This is a genomic window from Actinomadura verrucosospora (assembly GCF_039540335.1).
In the GTDB taxonomy this organism is placed as follows: domain Bacteria; phylum Actinomycetota; class Actinomycetes; order Streptosporangiales; family Streptosporangiaceae; genus Spirillospora; species Spirillospora verrucosospora.
The window spans coordinates 57999-72716 of record NZ_BAABEV010000035.1; the positions used below are offsets into that span (position 1 = coordinate 57999).

Below are 14718 nucleotides of genomic sequence, written 5' to 3' on the forward strand. Positions count from 1 at the left end.
CCGGCGGCTACTCCGCGTAAGGCTGGTCGGCTCCCTGGGCGCTGTAGCCGAGGCTCCAGATGTAGCCCTCGGGGTCGGCGAAGGTGCCGCCGTACCCGCCCCACGGCAGGGCGCCGGCGGGCTTGAGGATCGTGGCCCCGGCCTTCTCGGCCTCGGCCATGACCTCGTCGACGCGGGCCTCGCTGCGGACGACGTAGGTGAGCACCAGCCCGCTGAAGCCGCTGCCCTCCGGGCTCGTCCCGACCTGGTCGGCGAGGCCCTCGCGGCCGTAGAAGCCGACGGGCGAGGCTCCGTCCGACTCGAAGAACACCGAGATGCCGTAGTCGTTCTGGATCTTCCAGCCGAGGCCCTCGGTGTAGAACCGCTTGGCCCGGTCCATGTCGCGGACGGCCAGCAGAATCGAACTCACGTGCGCCTTCATGTCATGTCCCCTCGTGTGCGTGGTGGGTGCCGCGGGCGGCGGTGAGCCGCCCCGCCGCCCGCTTGCATGAATCACGCTACGTAGGGACCGGGGGTGAGCACTTCTCGATTCCTGATCGATCCTCTCGGGTGCTTTCAGGGGGTGTGGAGGTCCAGGGCCGCGCGGATTATCGAGTCCGTGTCGATGCCGTGGTGGCGGTGGACGTCCTCTATGGAGCCGGACTGTCCGAAGGCGGTGACGCCCAAGGTGGTGCAGGGGACGTTGTTCACCCCCGACAGGAAGGCCAGGGTGTGGGGGTGGCCGTCTAGGACGGTGACGAGCGGGGTGGCGCGTGAGGCGGGGAACGCCTGCTCCAAGATCCAGTTCGGGCCGTCGTCCTGGCCCTGGCGGGAGCGGAGGGCCCGGAAGAGCAGGCCGGGGCTGGTCACGCAGACCACGTCGGTGCCGACGCCGGCCTGCTCCAGGCGGTCGGCGGCGGCCAGGGCCTCGGGGACGAGGGCGCCCATCGCCGCGAGGGTGACGTCGGGACGGGCGGAGCGGCGCAGCGGGTAGGCGCCGGCGATCACCTGGCGGCGGCGGCGCTCGCGGGCGGCCGGGTCGGCCGGGACGTCCGCGAGGGTCTGGTCGACCGGGCGGGTCGACAGGCGCAGGTAGGCGGAGCCTCCGTCGGGGCGGCCCAGGCGGGCCATGCTCGCCAGCAGCGTCCACTCGGTGTCGAGGACGAACGCCGGCTCGTAGGCGACGCAGCCCGGCTGCTCGACACCGATGGACGGGGTGACGATGGACTGGTGAGCGCCGCCCTCGGGGGCCAGCGTGACCCCGGAGGGAGTGCCGATCAGGATCGACTGGCCGCCGGCGTAGATGCCGAACGACCAGGGTTCGAGCGCGCGACCGACGAACGGGTCGTACAGGACGCCGATCGGCAGCAGGGGCCGGTTCCAGCGGCTCCAGGTGGCGCCGAGTTCGCCGAGGAGGCCGACCAGGTTGGTCTCGGCGATGCCGAGCTCGATGTGCTGGCCCGCCGGGCCCTCCCGCCAGTGCAGGATCGTCTCGCCGTCGTCGGCGAACCAGTCGCGGCGTTCGGCGGTCGACCAGACGCCGACCTTGTTCACCCAGCCGCCGAGGTTGGTGCTGGAGCTGACGTCCGGGCTCACGGTGACGACGCGGGCGGCGGCGTCGGGCGCCTCGCGGGTGAGGTCGAGCAGGAGGCGGCCGAGGGCGGCCTGGGTGGTGGCGGTGCCCTTGGGGGTGCGGCCGATGTCGTCCGGCACGGCGGGCGGGGCCTGCGGCACGGCGGGGGGCCGGCGCAGCCGCGCGGCGGTGTCGGCGCACAGGCGGGCGGCCGCCGATCCGTCCTCGAAACGGGCCCAGGGGGCGTCCGGGTCGGCGCCCAGGCGGGGCGCGAGCTCGGCGATCTGGTCGGCGGTGAGGAGGGACGAGTGGTTCTGCGGGTGGCCCTCGCTGGGCAGGCCGTGGCCCTTGACCGTGTAGGCGAAGATCACGGTGGGCCGGGTGTCGTCGATGGCGTCGAACGCCTCGGCCAGGGTGCCGAGGTCGTGGCCGCCGAGGTTGCGGAGGGCCGCGAGGAGGGTGGCGTCGTCGAGTTCCGCGATCAGGCGGGCGACGGGCTCGCTGCCGCCGGGGAGGCGGTCGCGCAGTTCGGCGGCGTCGCAGCGCAGCAGGCGCTGGTACTCGGGGTTGGGCATCGCGTCGATGCGGGCGCGCAGGTCCGCGCCGCCGGGGCGCTCGAACAGCTCGGTCAGCAGCCGGCCGTACTTCAGCGTCAGCACCTGCCAGCCGGCGGCGGCGAACATGCCCTTCAGCCGGTGCGCGGCCAGGTACGGCACGACGCGGTCGAGGGACTGGCGGTTGAGGTCGACGATCCACACGATCTCGCCCAGGTCCGCCACGCCCGGGTCGAGGATCGCCTCCCAGACGGCGCCCTCGTCCAGTTCGGCGTCGCCGACGAGGGAGTACTGGCGTCCCGCGGGCGACCCTTCCACGTACCGGCGGGCCACCGCGCCCCAGATCGGCGCGGTGGCGCCGATGCCCACCGATCCGGTGGAGTAGTCGACCGGGTCGGGGTCCTTGGTCCGGCTCGGGTAGCTCTGCAAGCCGCCGAACTCGCGCAGGGTCGTCAGGTACCGCTCGTCGAGCTCGCCGAGCAGGTAGTTGATCGCGTGCAGGACGGGGGACGCGTGCGGCTTGACCGAGACGCGGTCCTGCGGCCCGAGGTGGCGGAACCACAGCGCCGTCATGATCGAGGCGATCGACGCCGAGGACGCCTGGTGGCCTCCCACCTTCAGCCCGGACGGGTTGGGCCGGACGCGGTTGGCGTGGTGCACGATGGCCGTGGACAGCCACAGCACCCGCCGCTCGACCTCCTCCAGCACCCCGGAGTGCGTGGCCGCCGCCACCGGTTCGTTCATCTTCGGCTCCTTTGCCTCAGCGCCAGGGCGGGGTCAGGTCGACGGAGATCGACTGGATCTCCGTGACGGCCTCCGCGATGTAGCGGCCGCCCAGCCGGCCGTGACCGCTGTCGGTGCCCGGCGCACCGCCGAACGGCAGATGCAGCTCCCAGTAGTTGCTGGTGTCGTTGACGGTGACCTGCCCCGCGCGGAGCCGGCCGGCCACCGCCAGGGTACGGTCCAGATCGCGTCCGAAGACCGCCGAGCTGAGCCCGTACCGGCCGCGGTTCGCGGATGCGAGGATCGCCTCGGTGTCGTCGGCGACCCGCAGCACCGGCGCCAGCGGGCCGAACGTCTCCTCGCCCATGGCCGCGGCCTCCGCGTCCAGCCCGACCAGGACGGTGGGACGCCAGAACAGGTCGGTGGGGCGGTCCGGCAGGGGGCCGCCGCCGAACGCCGCGCGGCCGCCGCGGGCCAGACCGTCGGCGACGTGCCGGGCCATCGTGTCGGCCACGGCGCGGGTGTGGACCGGCCCCATGGTGGTGCCCGCCTCGAAGGGCGATCCGACCACCTCGCGCCGGGCCTCCTCGACGAGGCGTTCTTCCAGTTCCGCCGCGATCGACCTCGCGGCGATGACGCGTCCGGCGGCCGCGCAGGACTGGCCGGAGTTGGCGAACGCGGCGGAGGCGATCGCCGGGGCCGCCCGGTCCAGATCGGCGTCGGGCAGCACCACGATCGGCCCGTTGCCGCCCAGTTCCATCACCTGGGCCTTGCCCGCGGCGAGCCGGGCGATCTCGGCGCCCGCCTTCGAGCTGCCGGTGAACCCCACGCCGTTGACGGCGGGATGCGACACCAGGCGCTGCGCCGGGCCGAGGTCGGGGCCGGTGACGAGGTTGACCAGGCCGGGCGGGACGCCGGCGTCCTCGACGCAGTCGTACAGCGCGCCCGCCACCGCCGCCGTGGAGGGGGCCGGACGCCAGACGACCGCGTTGCCGTTGGCCAGCAGGGGGCCGAGGTACTCCACGGGGATGTTCACCGGGAAGTTGAAGGGGGTCATCACGGCGAACACGCCGCGCGGCTTGCGGGTCGTGAGCACGAGCTTGGCGCCGTCGCGCGCCGGGATGGTCTCGCCGCCGAGCCGCCTGGCCTCCTCGGCGGCGAGCCGGAAGCCGTCGGCGGCCAGCCGGATCTCGGCCTCGGCCTGGTCCACCGGCTTGCCGTGTTCGAGCGACAGGAGCCGGGCCATGGCCGCGGCGCGCTCCTCCACCAGGGCCGCGACGCGGTGGCACCAGTCCGCCCGGGTGAACGCGCTCTCCTGGCGGTGCGTCTCGAACGCCTCCGCCGCGGCGGCCACCGCCGCGTCCACGTCGGACTCCGCGGCCCGGGCGACGGCGGCGAACCGCTCCCCGGTCGCCGGGCTCACCGCGTCGTAGACCGCTCCCCCGTGGGCGGCGCGGGCGCGGCCGCCGATCCGCAGGACGACGTCGTCAGGCATTCCGGACCTCCTTGGCGACGGCCGGGGCGGGCGTCCACGCGACCGCGTCGCCGCTCTCGGAGTCGAACAGATGGACCTTCCCAGGACGGACGCGCATCGACACCGGGGCGCCGGCGTCGAGGTCGACGTCCGGGTCGGCGCGGGCGATGACGTCGCCGGACGGGAACGAGGCCACGACGATCGCCTCGACACCGAGCCGCTCGATCAGGCGGACGCGGCCCGCCGCGCCGGGGCCGTCCGGCTCCAGGGTGACGTCCTCCGGGCGGACGCCGAGCGTCAGGCCGTCCCTGGCCTCGCCCGTCCAGCCGATCGGCACCGTCCAGTCGCCGTGCGCGAACGACCCGCCGGCGTCCACCGCGCCCGGCACGAAGTTCATGCCGGGCGTCCCGACGAAGCCGGCGACGAACCGGTTCGCGGGCCGCCGGTAGAGGTCGAGGGGCGGGGCCTCCTGCTGCACCACTCCGCCGTCCATGACGACGACCTGGTCGGCCATGCTCATGGCCTCCCCCTGGTCGTGCGTGACGTAGACGAAGGTGCCGCCGAGCTCGCGTTGGAGTTCGCGCAGGCTGATGCGCATGTCGGCGCGGAGCTTGGCGTCGAGGTTGCTGAGCGGCTCGTCCAGCAGGAAGACGTTGGGGCGGCGGACGATCGCCCGCGCCAGCGCCACCCGCTGCTGCTGGCCTCCCGACAGCTGGCGCGGCTTGCGGTCCAGGAGCGCGCCGATGCTGAGCATGTCGGCGACCTCGGCGACCCGTGCCGCGATGTCGGCGGCGGGAAGCCTGCGCAGCTTGAGGGCGAACGAGATGTTCTCCCGCACGCTGCGGTTCGGGTAGAGCGCGTACGACTGGAACACCATCGCGACGTCGCGCTTGTGCGGCGGGACGTCCTGGACCTCCGCGCCGTCGAACAGGATCTCCCCGGAGGACACCTCCTCCAGCCCGGAGATCATGTTGAGGGTGGTGGTCTTGCCGCACCCGCTCGGGCCGAGCAGCACGGTGAAGCTGCCGTCCTCGATGGTCAGGTCGACCGAGTCGACGATCAGCGTGTCACCGAACCGCTTGGTGACCTGCCGGAGTTCGATACTGGACACGCGTCACACCTTTCCGACGCCTGAGGTCAGGCCGCGTACGAGGAACCGCTGCGAGACGAGGGCGAGCAGCATCGTGGGGAGGGCGGCCAGCAGGGTGCCGGCGGCCATGATGCCGAAGGACTGCTCGCGCACGTTGTAGAGCCCGGAGATGGCCGGCTGGATCAGCATCGCGTCCGTCCGCGAGTTCAGGACCAGCGCGAACAGGAAGTCGTTCCACGACACCATGAACGAGAAGAGCCCGACGCTGATGATCCCGGGACGGGCCAGCGGCAGCACCACGCGGGCGAAGACCTGCCAGCGGGTGCAGCCGTCGATCATCGCGGCCCGGTCCACCTCGACGGGGATCCCGTTGAAGTAGGCCCGCATCATCCACACCGAGAACGGCACCGTGAACCCGAGGTGGGCGATGACGACGCCCGCGCGGGTGTCGGTGAGGCCCAGCGAGTGGAGCATCACGTAGAAGGGCACGACGAGCGCGAACACCGGGACGAGCTGGCTGCCGAGCATCAGGCCCGGGACCGTCCGGGAGCCGGGGAACCGGAACCGGGCGAACGCGTAGCCCGCCGTACTGGCGATCACGATGTTGAGGGCGGCGACGCAGACCGCGACCACGGCGCTGTTCTGCATGCCGGGGACGATCAGGTCGCTGGGGTTGCTCGGCGGCGCGGAGCTGAACGCCGAGTGGAGGATCTGCCGGAAGCTGCCGAAGTGCATGGCGGGGATCCACCGCGGCGGGGTGCGCAGCGAGTCGGCCCGGGACGTCAGCGCCACCAGCAGCAGGAAGTAGAACGGCAGCAGCACCCATGCCAGCAGCGCCAGGACGGTTCCGGCGCGCAGCGCGCGCACCGCGACCTTCCTGGCCGTGCGCCCGCGGTCTCCGGCGGCCATCACGCGGTCCTCCCTTCGCGGTTCCTGCGGGGTCCCCGGATGACGAGCGCGGTCAGCGCGGCGAGGAGCACCATCGCCAGCGTCATCAGGTAGAAGATCGCCGCGCCCCTGCCGAGGTCGAGGTCGCGGAACGCGGTGGTGTACCCCCACCAGGACAGCAGCGTCGTCTCGGTGCCCGGCCCGCCGCCGGTGAGGATGTAGATCAGCGCGAATGCCAGGAACGCGTTGATCAGGGCGAGCACGGACACCACCAGCACGGTGTCGCGGATCCAGGGCAGGGTGACGAAGAAGAACCGCCGGACCGGCCCGGCCCCGTCGATCCGCGCGGCCTTGTGCAGGTCCTCGGGGACGGTCTGCAGCGCGCCCAGGATCAGCAGCGTCGCGAACGGCACCAGGCTCCAGACGAACGCGACCGCCATCACGGTGAGGGCCACCCGCCCGGAGGCGAACCAGGCGACGTACCTGTCGATCACGCCGGCCTGCTGGAGCGCTCCGTTCAGCGGGCCGAACGTGGAGTTGAAGATCCAGCCGAAGGTGAGCGCCAGCGTGATCTGGGACAGCGACCACGGCAGGATCAGCACGCCCCGGACCACGGACCGGCCCCGGAAGTCCTGGTTCAGGGCCAGCGCGAACACCGTGCCGAGCAGCAGGGTGCCGAGGACGACGGCGGCGGCGAACAGGACGGTGCGGGTGAGCGAGGGCAGGAAGACGGGGTCGCCGAGGACGGCGGTGTAGTTGTCGAACCCGACCCAGCGGGCCGGGGCCCGGCTGCCGAGGGTCTGCTCGTGCAGGCTGACCCAGAACGAGTACACGAGCGGGTAGCCGAGCAGCAGCAGCGTGACGAGCAGGGCCGGCATGGCCATGGCCATGCCGAACCTCGCCTCGCCCCGCCCGTAGCCCGTGCGGCCCGTCCTGCCGGACCGGCCCCCGCGTCCGGTGCGGCCGGTCGCGGCGGTGGGAGGTGGACGTTTGCTGGAACGTTCCGGCCGCCGGCGGGGCTCCGCCGGGCGCCGGTCGGACTCGGTGGTCATGTCCGCGGCGGGCTCGCTTCCTTGGGTCGGGGACACGGCTACTTCTGCGCGCCCGCGAAGTCGCTCAGCTCCTTGAGCCCCTGGTCGGAGGACTTCTTGCCGAGCACGACCTCCTGGAGCACGGCGCACGCCATGTCGGCGAACTTCGGGTACCAGGTCTTGGTGGTGACGGGCCCGAGGGGCACGGTCTTGGCGAGCTGGCCGGTCAGGGCGTCCACGTCCGCCCACTTCGCCCACGACTTGAGCACGGCCGGGTCGGAGTCCACGCTCTTGTAGCCGCTGGAGAGGCCGAGCGCGGTCGCCACCAGGTTCTTGGGAACGTGGAAGGAGCCGTCCTTGCCCGCGCCGCCGAGGTAGTCGATGACCGTCCCGGCGTTCTTCTCGCCCTCGGTGTTGTACGAGAGCATCCAGTACGCGCCGAAGCCGTGCGTCTCACGGGTCTTGCCGGGCATCAGCACGTTCTTGATGTCCTTCGCCGCCGAGCTCTGCTTCGGGTCCTTCCACCCGACGACCTGCGCCTGGTAGCGCATCGAGAAGCTGCTCTTGCCGCCGCCGAAGACGTTGGTCACGCCGCCGTAGTCGGTGGTGAACAGGTCCTTCGGGACCAGCCCCTCGGAGTACAGCGTCCGCCAGCGCTCCAGGGTGGCGCGCGCGACGGGGTTCCCGGCGAGGTTCGCCTTCCCGGACGGATCGAACAGCGAGCCGCCGCCCTCGGACGCGACCTCGGCGGCGAACTGGTGCCACATGAGGAACGCGTACTTGATCCAGTACGGCGAGTACGGCGTCTGGCTGATCCCCTTGGCCTTGAGCTCGCGCGCCTGCTCCAGGAACTCGTCCCAGGTCGCGGGCGCCGACGCGTCGATCTTCTTGAGGTGGGCGGTGTTGACGGCGAACAGCTCGGCGCCCTGGAAGTAGGGCAGCGCGTAGACCTCGCCGTCCGGCCCCTTGAGGGCGTCGGCGACCCCGGGGTTCATGTTCGCGACCAGCTTGTCCAGGCCGGGCAGGTCCTTGAGGGAGCGGACCCACTGGTTCTTCGACCACGACTCCAGGTAGCCCTCGTCCGCGAACAGCACGTCGTAGGACGCGTTGCCGCCGGCGAGCTGCTGGTTGGTCACGGTGAGGTAGTCCTGCGCGACGTAGGACGTGCCGAGCTTGAGCGGGGCGTAGTTGGTGTTGAAGTAGTCCACGTACGGCTTGAACAGCGGGCCGACCGCGGCGTCGTGGTGCATCTGGAGGTCGTTCGGCGAGCCGTCGCCGCCGCCGGACCCGCAGGCCGTCAGCAGGCCCGTGCCGCCGAGCCCGGCGACGGCGCCGAGCGCCATCGTTCCGCGGAGGAAGGACCGCCTGCTGACGTGCGGGGTGGCCGGGGACGCGTTGCTGGGTGCCATGGTCTGCTCCGTTCCAATCGGTGCGTGGGGGACGGTCATGGCGCGCGCAGGACCTTGCCTGCGCGCCGACCGGTGGGGCGGGAGTTCTCGATGGCGGGTTCGCCGTTCACGAAGACCCAGCGCATGAGGTCGGGATAGGCGCGCTCCGGTGCCGGAGCCGCGCCCGCCCCCGTCCCCCGGCCGCTCTCGTAGGCGGCGGCGCGTCCGGGGTCGGCGACGGCGATGTCGGCGAACGCGCCGGGACGCAGGGTGCCGCGCCCGTCCAGGCGGAGCCGCCGGGCGGGCGCGGTGGCCAGGTGCCGGACCGCCCGGTCGAGCGGCGTCCGCCCGAGGAGCGCGGGGACCAGCACCTCGGTGGTGCTCGCGAGGTTGCGGGGGTGCTCGTGCCGCGCCTGCCCGGCCGTCATCAGCCAGCCGTCGCTGCCGTGCATGGCGGCGGGGTGCGCGGAGACGCGGGCGAGGTCGTCCCGGGAGGCGGCCGGGACGATCATGGTGAGGCTCTCGCCCTCGGCCAGGATCAGCTCCAGCAGCACCTCCACGGGGGCGCGGCCGAGCCCGGCGGCGTAGTCCGGCAGCGCCCGCCCGGACGCGTCCGGGCGGTCCCGGGAGCGGCCGATGATGATCTCGTCGGGCCGGAACTGCGCCGCGCCGTCCAGGTGGCGCAGCAGGCGGAGCCGTTCGGCGCCCTCCCCCGCCCGCGTGCGCAGCAGCGGCCAGCCGCCGTCCAGCGAGCCGGGCGGCAGCAGGCTGGAGACCCCCGTGCTGCCGGAGGTGTAGGGGTAGTAGTCGACGGCGACCTCGACGGCGCCGCGGGCGTTGGCCTCGTCGACCATCGCGAGCGTCTGCTCCGTCCGCCCCCAGTTGGCCTTGCCGAGCGCCTTGTGGTGGGAGATCTGCAGGTCGACGCCCGCCCGCTCGGCGGTCGAGATCGCCTCGGCCACGGACGCGATCAGGCCGTCCCGCTCGTCCCGCAGGTGGGTGGCGTAGAAGCGGCCCGACCCGCGCAGCGGCGCGATGACCCGCCGCAGCTCGTCGGCGGCGGCGAACCGCCCGGGCGTGTAGACCAGGCCGCTGGAGACGCCGAACGCCCCCTGGTCGAGGCCGTCGGCGACGAGGCGGCGCATCGCGGCGACGGCCTCGTCCGACGGCGGCCGGGGGTCGGAGCCCGCGACGTGCTCGCGGACGGCGCCGAGGCCGACGAGCGGGGCGACGTTGACCGCCGTCCCGAGCGACTCCAGGTGGGCGGCGTAGGCGTCGAGGTCCGGGAAGCCCGGGTCCAGCCGGGAGCTGAAGAAGGAGCCGAAGCCCCTGCTGGTCCGGGGCAGCGGGAACGGGGAGAAGCCGCAGTTCCCGGTGACGTCGGTGGTGACGCCCTGGTGCAGGCGCGCCGGGGCGCCGGGGTCGTGCTGGAGCGTGAAGTCGCTGTGCGTGTGCATGTCGACGAAGCCCGGCAGGACGACCAGCCCGGAGGCGTCGATCACCGTCGCGCCGGCCGGCGGCGCGATCCGCGCCGCCAGCGCCGTCACCCGCTCGCCCTCGATGAGCAGGTCGAGCACCGCGTCGGTCCCGGTGCCCGGGTCGACGACGCGCCCCCCTCGGATGATCTTCACCACTGTCCTCTGCGTTCCATTCTGTGGTTTGGCATTCCACGTGATGGGATGTTGTGGCAACCTAATCTCGCTGCCAGTCCCCGGTCAAGGCATTCCTGGAGGCGTTCGTGGTGCAAGTGGTCGATCGCGTCGGTGCTCTGCTCGCCGCGTTCAGTCAGGAGGAACCCGTCCTCGGCCTGGCCGAATGCGCCGAGCGGGCGGGGCTGAGCAAGAGTTCGGCGCACCGCCTGCTGAGCGGGCTCGCCGAGATCGGCATGCTGGAGCGCGACCCCGACGGCAACTGGCAGATCGGGGAGCTGCCGCTCCGGCTGGCCGCGATCCGGCTCTCCCACCGCAACATGCGCCGGGACGCCATGGCGGCGCTGGCCCCGCTCGGCCGCCGGTTCGACGCCGCGACCGCGTTCTCGGTCCCCAACGGCGACGAGATGGTCTACGTCGAACGCACCGACAGCAGCATCCCGTTCGCCCCGAGCGCCCGGCTCGGCAGCACCGCCCCGATCTGGGAGGGCGCCGCCGGGCGGGCCGTGCTGGCCCGGCTCGACGCCGCCCGGTGGCGGGAGCTGTGCGCCGGCCCCCGGTGGTCGGCGCTGCCGGACGAGGTCCGCGCCAGGATCGCCGACGACGTCGAGCAGTCCGCGACGCGCGGTTACTCGGTGGACCGGGGCGAGTTCTTCGACGGCATCGCCGGCGTCGCGTCGGCGCTCGGCCGGCAGGGCGAGCCGGTGGCCGCGCTCAGCCTGATCGTCTCGGTCGAGCGGATGTCGCCCGAGCTGGAACGCGAGATGGGACGCGCCGTGGCCGAACTGGCACGCGAGATCACCGGCAAGGCCACGCTGCCGGAGGTGCCCCGGTGACCGGCGGCGACGGCTGGGCCGCGCTCTGCGCCGGGGACGGGCCGCCGACGCCCTTCCTGGCGCTGCGCCACTCCCGGCTCATGGCCAACATCCGCGAGATGGCCGACCGGGTCACGGGCCGCGGCGGGCACTCCACACCCCACCTCAAGACCCACAAGTGCCTGGAGATCGCGCGGGCCCAGGTCGCGGCGGGGGCCGCCCGGGCGACCGTGGCGACCGTCGCCGAGGCCGCGCTGGCCTTCGACGCGGGCTTCCCGTCCGTGCTCGTCGCGTACCCGCCCGTCCCGGGCGAGCGCGTCCGCGCCCTCACCGCGCTCACCGGGCGCGGCCGGGTCGCCGTCACCTGCTCGCGCCCCGAGCACGTCGCCGCGCTCGCCGCGACCGGCGCGGAGTTCGACGTCTACTGGGAGGTCGACTCCGGGACGCGCCGGCTCGGCACCGCCCCCGGCCCGCCCACCGCCGAGTCCGTCGCGGCCGCGCCGTTCGGCGGGCGGGTCCGGCTCCGCGGCCTGATGACGTTCGCCGGGCACGCCTACGGCGCCACCGACGCCGCCGGGCTGGCCGCGGTCCGCGACCAGCAGGACGAGGCGCTGGAGAGCACGGGCGCGGCGCTGGCCGGACGCGGGATCGAGGCCCCCGTCCACAGCGTCGGCGTCACCCCGCTGGCCCGGCTGGAGTCCGGCCGCGCGCACGAGCACCGGTACGGCAACTACGTCTTCTACGACGCCACCCAGGTCGCGCTCGGCGGCCCGGACGCGGCCGAGTGCGCGCTCGCCGTGATCAGCACGGTGGTGGACGTCCCGGCGCCGGACCGGCTGGTCCTGGACGCGGGGGCCAAGAGCCTGCCCGCCGAGCGGATGACCGCGCTGACACCGGGCTTCGGCCTGGTGGACGGCCATCCGGGCATCGTCGTCGAGAAGCTCTACGAGGAGCACGGGCTCGCCGGATCGGCGGAACCGCACGGCCTGGCGCCGGGCGACCGCGTCGCGGTGATCCCCAACCACGCCTGCACCGCGGCGAACCTGTTCGGCCGGTACGAGGTGCACGACGGGACGTCCTTCGCGGACACCTGGCCCATCCAGGCGCGCAGGCGCTGACCGGACGAAGGGACGCACACGATGACAGCGGTGACAGGGCGCCTCCGGGCCGGCCCGGACCTCGAACTGGAGACCGTCCGGTTCGGTGACGGCGGCGGCCCCGCGGTGACCGTGCTCGGCGGGGTGCACGGCGACGAGCTGGAAGGCGTCCTCGCGGCGTACCGCGTCGCGGACCTGCTCGCCGCGGCGCCGGTCCGCGGGACGGTGACGGTGCTGCCCCGCGCCAACCCGCCCGCCCTCGCGGCGGGGACCCGGCACGGCGACGGCGGCGCCAACCTCGCGCGGCTCTTCCCCGGCGACCCCGGCGGCGGGCTCAGCGAGCGCATCGCCCACACGATCGCCGCCGCGCTCATCGACCCGTGCGACCTGCTGATCGACCTGCACTCCGCCGGGCGCCGCTACCGGATGCCCCCGATGTGCGGGTTCGGCGCGAACAGGACGCTCGGGGGCCGGCCGCTGCTGGACGCCGCCCGCGCGACGCCCTTCCCCTACCTGTGGGCGCACGCGTCGGTCGCGCCGGGCCGGTCCGTCAGCCGCGCCGACGCCCTCGGCAAGCCCTGGGCCTACTTCGAGAGCGGCGGGGGCGGCGCTCTCCGCGAGGCCGACATCGACCGGTACGCGCAGGGGGTGCTGCGCCTCCTGGAGGTCGCGGGCGCGGTCGAGCCCGTCTCCCTCGCCGGCCCGCCGCCCGGACGGCAGGTCGTCGTGACGGGCGGGGACGGCAACACCGACACCGGCGTGCTGTTCGGCGCCGCGGGGGCCTTCGTCTCCTCCGTCGCCGCCGGGGACGCCGTGGACGCGGGCCAGACGATCGGCGCCGTGTACGACGACGGCGGGCGGCGGGTGGAGGAGGTGCGGGCCGACGCGTCCGGCGTCGTCATGATGCTGCGCCACGACCTGCGGGCCGCGCCCGGCGAGGTCGCCGCGATCATCGCCGGGGAGGACGGCCGTGCGGCTTGACGCGGCCGTCGACCTGGTCGGCGGCGGACGGCTCGGCCCGGGGCTCAGCAACGCCTACGACGGCAACGTCTACCTGCTGCGCGGCGACGACGGGGCCTGGCTGGCCGACACGGGAAGCGGGCTCGACCAGCGGGTGCTGCTCGCGCGCGTCGAGGAGGCCCGCGGAGAGCTTCCGCTGCGCGGCGCGGTGGTCACGCACGCGCACGCCGACCACGCGGGCGGCGCCGCCGGGCTCGCCGCGCTGGGCGCCACGATCGTCGCCGGCGCGCTGACGGCGAAGCTGGTCCGCGACGCCGACCCCGGGCCACTGGGCCTCACCGCCGCGCTGCGCGCCGGGATCTACCCGGCCGGCTACCGGTTCGCGTCCTGCCCCGGCGTGCTGACGCCCGCCGAGGCCGGCCTGGAGCAGGGCCCGCTCCGGGCCCTGCCCACGCCGGGGCACAGCGCCGACCACACGGCCTGGCTGTTCACCGCGGGCGGCACGACGTACGCCTGCACCGGCGACCTTCTCTTCAGCCGCGGCCGGATCGTGCTGCCGGGCGCCGCGGACGCCGACGTCCAGGCGCTGCGGCGGTCCCTCGAACGGCTCCGCGACGCGCGACCCGACGTCCTGCTGCCCGGCCACGGCACACCGGTCATGTCGGACGCGACCTGGCACATCGAGCAGGCCCTGTCCGCCTTCGAACTGGGCCGGCTGCCCGGCTCCTTCCACTGACCCGAGGAACCCCATGAGCACAAGCGTCATCGTCACCGGCGGAGGGGGCGGGATCGGCTCCGCCATCACGCGGCGGCTCGCCGCCCCCGGCCGGACCGTCGTCGTCTTCGAGGCCGGGCCCGCCGCCGGACGGGCCCGCGCCGAGCTGGGGTCCGCCGCTGAGGTCATGGCGGTCGACGCGGGCGACCCGGCCGCGATCAGCGCCGCCGTCGCGGAGGTCGCCGCCGCGCACGGGCCCCCGGAGATCCTGGTCAACTGCGCGGCCGTGACCGGCGTCCCGGCCAAGGCGCCCCTGCTCGACACCTCCGACGACCTGCTCGCGCGCATCCTCGCGGTCAACACCGTCGGGCCGTTCGTCTGCGCCCGCGAGGCCGCGCGGCACATGGTCGCGGCGGGCGGCGGGACCATCGTCAACATCGGGTCCATCGCCGCCCACCGGGGCCAGCTCGATGCCTCCGCCTACACCGTCAGCAAGTCGGCGATGACCGGGCTGACCCGCGCGCTCGCCATGGAGCTCGGGCCGTCCGGCGTCCGGGTCGTCCAGGTCGACCCGGGCGACATCAGCACCCCGGGCAGCGACCGGCTCGTCGAGCTCGTCGAGAAGGACCGGGCGCGCTCGGGCGTCGCGGGCCTGCCGCCGCTCGGCCGCCGCGGACGCCCCGAGGAGATCGCGGACGTGGTCGCGTTCCTCTGCTCGCCGGGGGCCTCGTTCGTCTCCGGCACCCAGATCGTCGTCGACGGCGGATACCTCGCCGGATAGG

13 protein-coding genes are annotated in these 14718 nt (G+C 74.0%); 5 read left to right on the plus strand and 8 right to left on the minus strand.

Translation table 11 applies throughout. The features are described from left to right. Nucleotides 1-7: 7 nt before the first annotated feature. The 8 genes from ABD944_RS30285 to ABD944_RS30320 all read right to left on the minus strand — a co-directional run bounded on the left by ABD944_RS30285 (nt 8) and on the right by ABD944_RS30320 (nt 10331). Entirely contained in the window at nt 8-409 is a 402-nt protein-coding gene (locus ABD944_RS30285) for a VOC family protein (protein ID WP_345182643.1), read from the minus strand. A 146-nt stretch (nt 410-555) separates the two neighbouring features. After that, nucleotides 556-2850, minus strand: coding sequence for a transketolase-like TK C-terminal-containing protein (locus tag ABD944_RS30290; RefSeq protein ID WP_345182644.1), 2295 nt, complete (start codon nt 2848-2850; stop codon nt 556-558). A gap of 16 nt (nt 2851-2866) precedes the next feature. Further along, entirely contained in the window at nt 2867-4324 is a 1458-nt protein-coding gene (locus tag ABD944_RS30295) for an aldehyde dehydrogenase family protein (RefSeq protein ID WP_345182645.1), read from the minus strand. Beyond that, the gene (locus ABD944_RS30300; protein WP_345182646.1) at nt 4317-5414 is read right to left on the minus strand and encodes an ABC transporter ATP-binding protein; all 1098 of its coding nucleotides are present in this window, start codon (nt 5412-5414) and stop codon (nt 4317-4319) included. Before ABD944_RS30300 ends, ABD944_RS30295 begins: the two co-directional genes overlap by 8 nt. Before the next feature lie 3 nt (nt 5415-5417). Further along, nucleotides 5418-6302 (minus strand): carbohydrate ABC transporter permease, encoded by an 885-nt coding sequence (locus tag ABD944_RS30305; protein WP_345182647.1) that lies wholly within the window; start codon nt 6300-6302, stop codon nt 5418-5420. Next, complete coding sequence (locus tag ABD944_RS30310) at nt 6302-7369, minus strand: carbohydrate ABC transporter permease (RefSeq protein WP_345182648.1); 1068 nt, start codon at nt 7367-7369, stop codon at nt 6302-6304. Before ABD944_RS30310 ends, ABD944_RS30305 begins: the two co-directional genes overlap by 1 nt. A 2-nt stretch (nt 7370-7371) precedes the next feature. After that, a complete protein-coding gene (locus ABD944_RS30315) occupies nt 7372-8721 on the minus strand; it encodes an ABC transporter substrate-binding protein (protein ID WP_345182650.1) in 1350 nt (449 codons plus the stop codon). A 35-nt stretch (nt 8722-8756) separates the two neighbouring features. Then, on the minus strand, nt 8757-10331 hold the full coding sequence (locus ABD944_RS30320) for an N-acyl-D-amino-acid deacylase family protein (RefSeq protein WP_345182651.1): 1575 nt from the start codon (nt 10329-10331) through the stop codon (nt 8757-8759). 110 nt (nt 10332-10441) lie between these two features. Here ABD944_RS30320 and ABD944_RS30325 point away from each other — a divergent pair, with 110 nt between their 5' ends. From ABD944_RS30325 to ABD944_RS30345, 5 genes are read left to right on the plus strand one after another with little or no spacing between them, the layout of a single operon-like run. Then, nucleotides 10442-11185 carry an IclR family transcriptional regulator gene (locus tag ABD944_RS30325; RefSeq protein WP_345182652.1) on the plus strand — a complete coding sequence of 248 codons (744 nt, stop codon included), beginning with the start codon at nt 10442-10444 and terminating at the stop codon, nt 11183-11185. After that, nucleotides 11182-12282 (plus strand): alanine racemase, encoded by a 1101-nt coding sequence (locus ABD944_RS30330; RefSeq protein WP_345182653.1) that lies wholly within the window; start codon nt 11182-11184, stop codon nt 12280-12282. The genes ABD944_RS30325 and ABD944_RS30330 overlap by 4 nt, the downstream gene beginning before the upstream one ends. 21 nt (nt 12283-12303) lie before the next feature. Next, nucleotides 12304-13242 carry a succinylglutamate desuccinylase/aspartoacylase family protein gene (locus tag ABD944_RS30335; RefSeq protein WP_345182654.1) on the plus strand — a complete coding sequence of 313 codons (939 nt, stop codon included), beginning with the start codon at nt 12304-12306 and terminating at the stop codon, nt 13240-13242. After that, nucleotides 13232-13957 (plus strand): MBL fold metallo-hydrolase, encoded by a 726-nt coding sequence (locus tag ABD944_RS30340; RefSeq protein ID WP_345182655.1) that lies wholly within the window; start codon nt 13232-13234, stop codon nt 13955-13957. Before ABD944_RS30335 ends, ABD944_RS30340 begins: the two co-directional genes overlap by 11 nt. Nucleotides 13958-13970: 13 nt before the next feature. Then, nucleotides 13971-14717 carry an SDR family NAD(P)-dependent oxidoreductase gene (locus ABD944_RS30345; protein WP_345182656.1) on the plus strand — a complete coding sequence of 249 codons (747 nt, stop codon included), beginning with the start codon at nt 13971-13973 and terminating at the stop codon, nt 14715-14717. Nucleotide 14718: the final 1 nt, after the last annotated feature.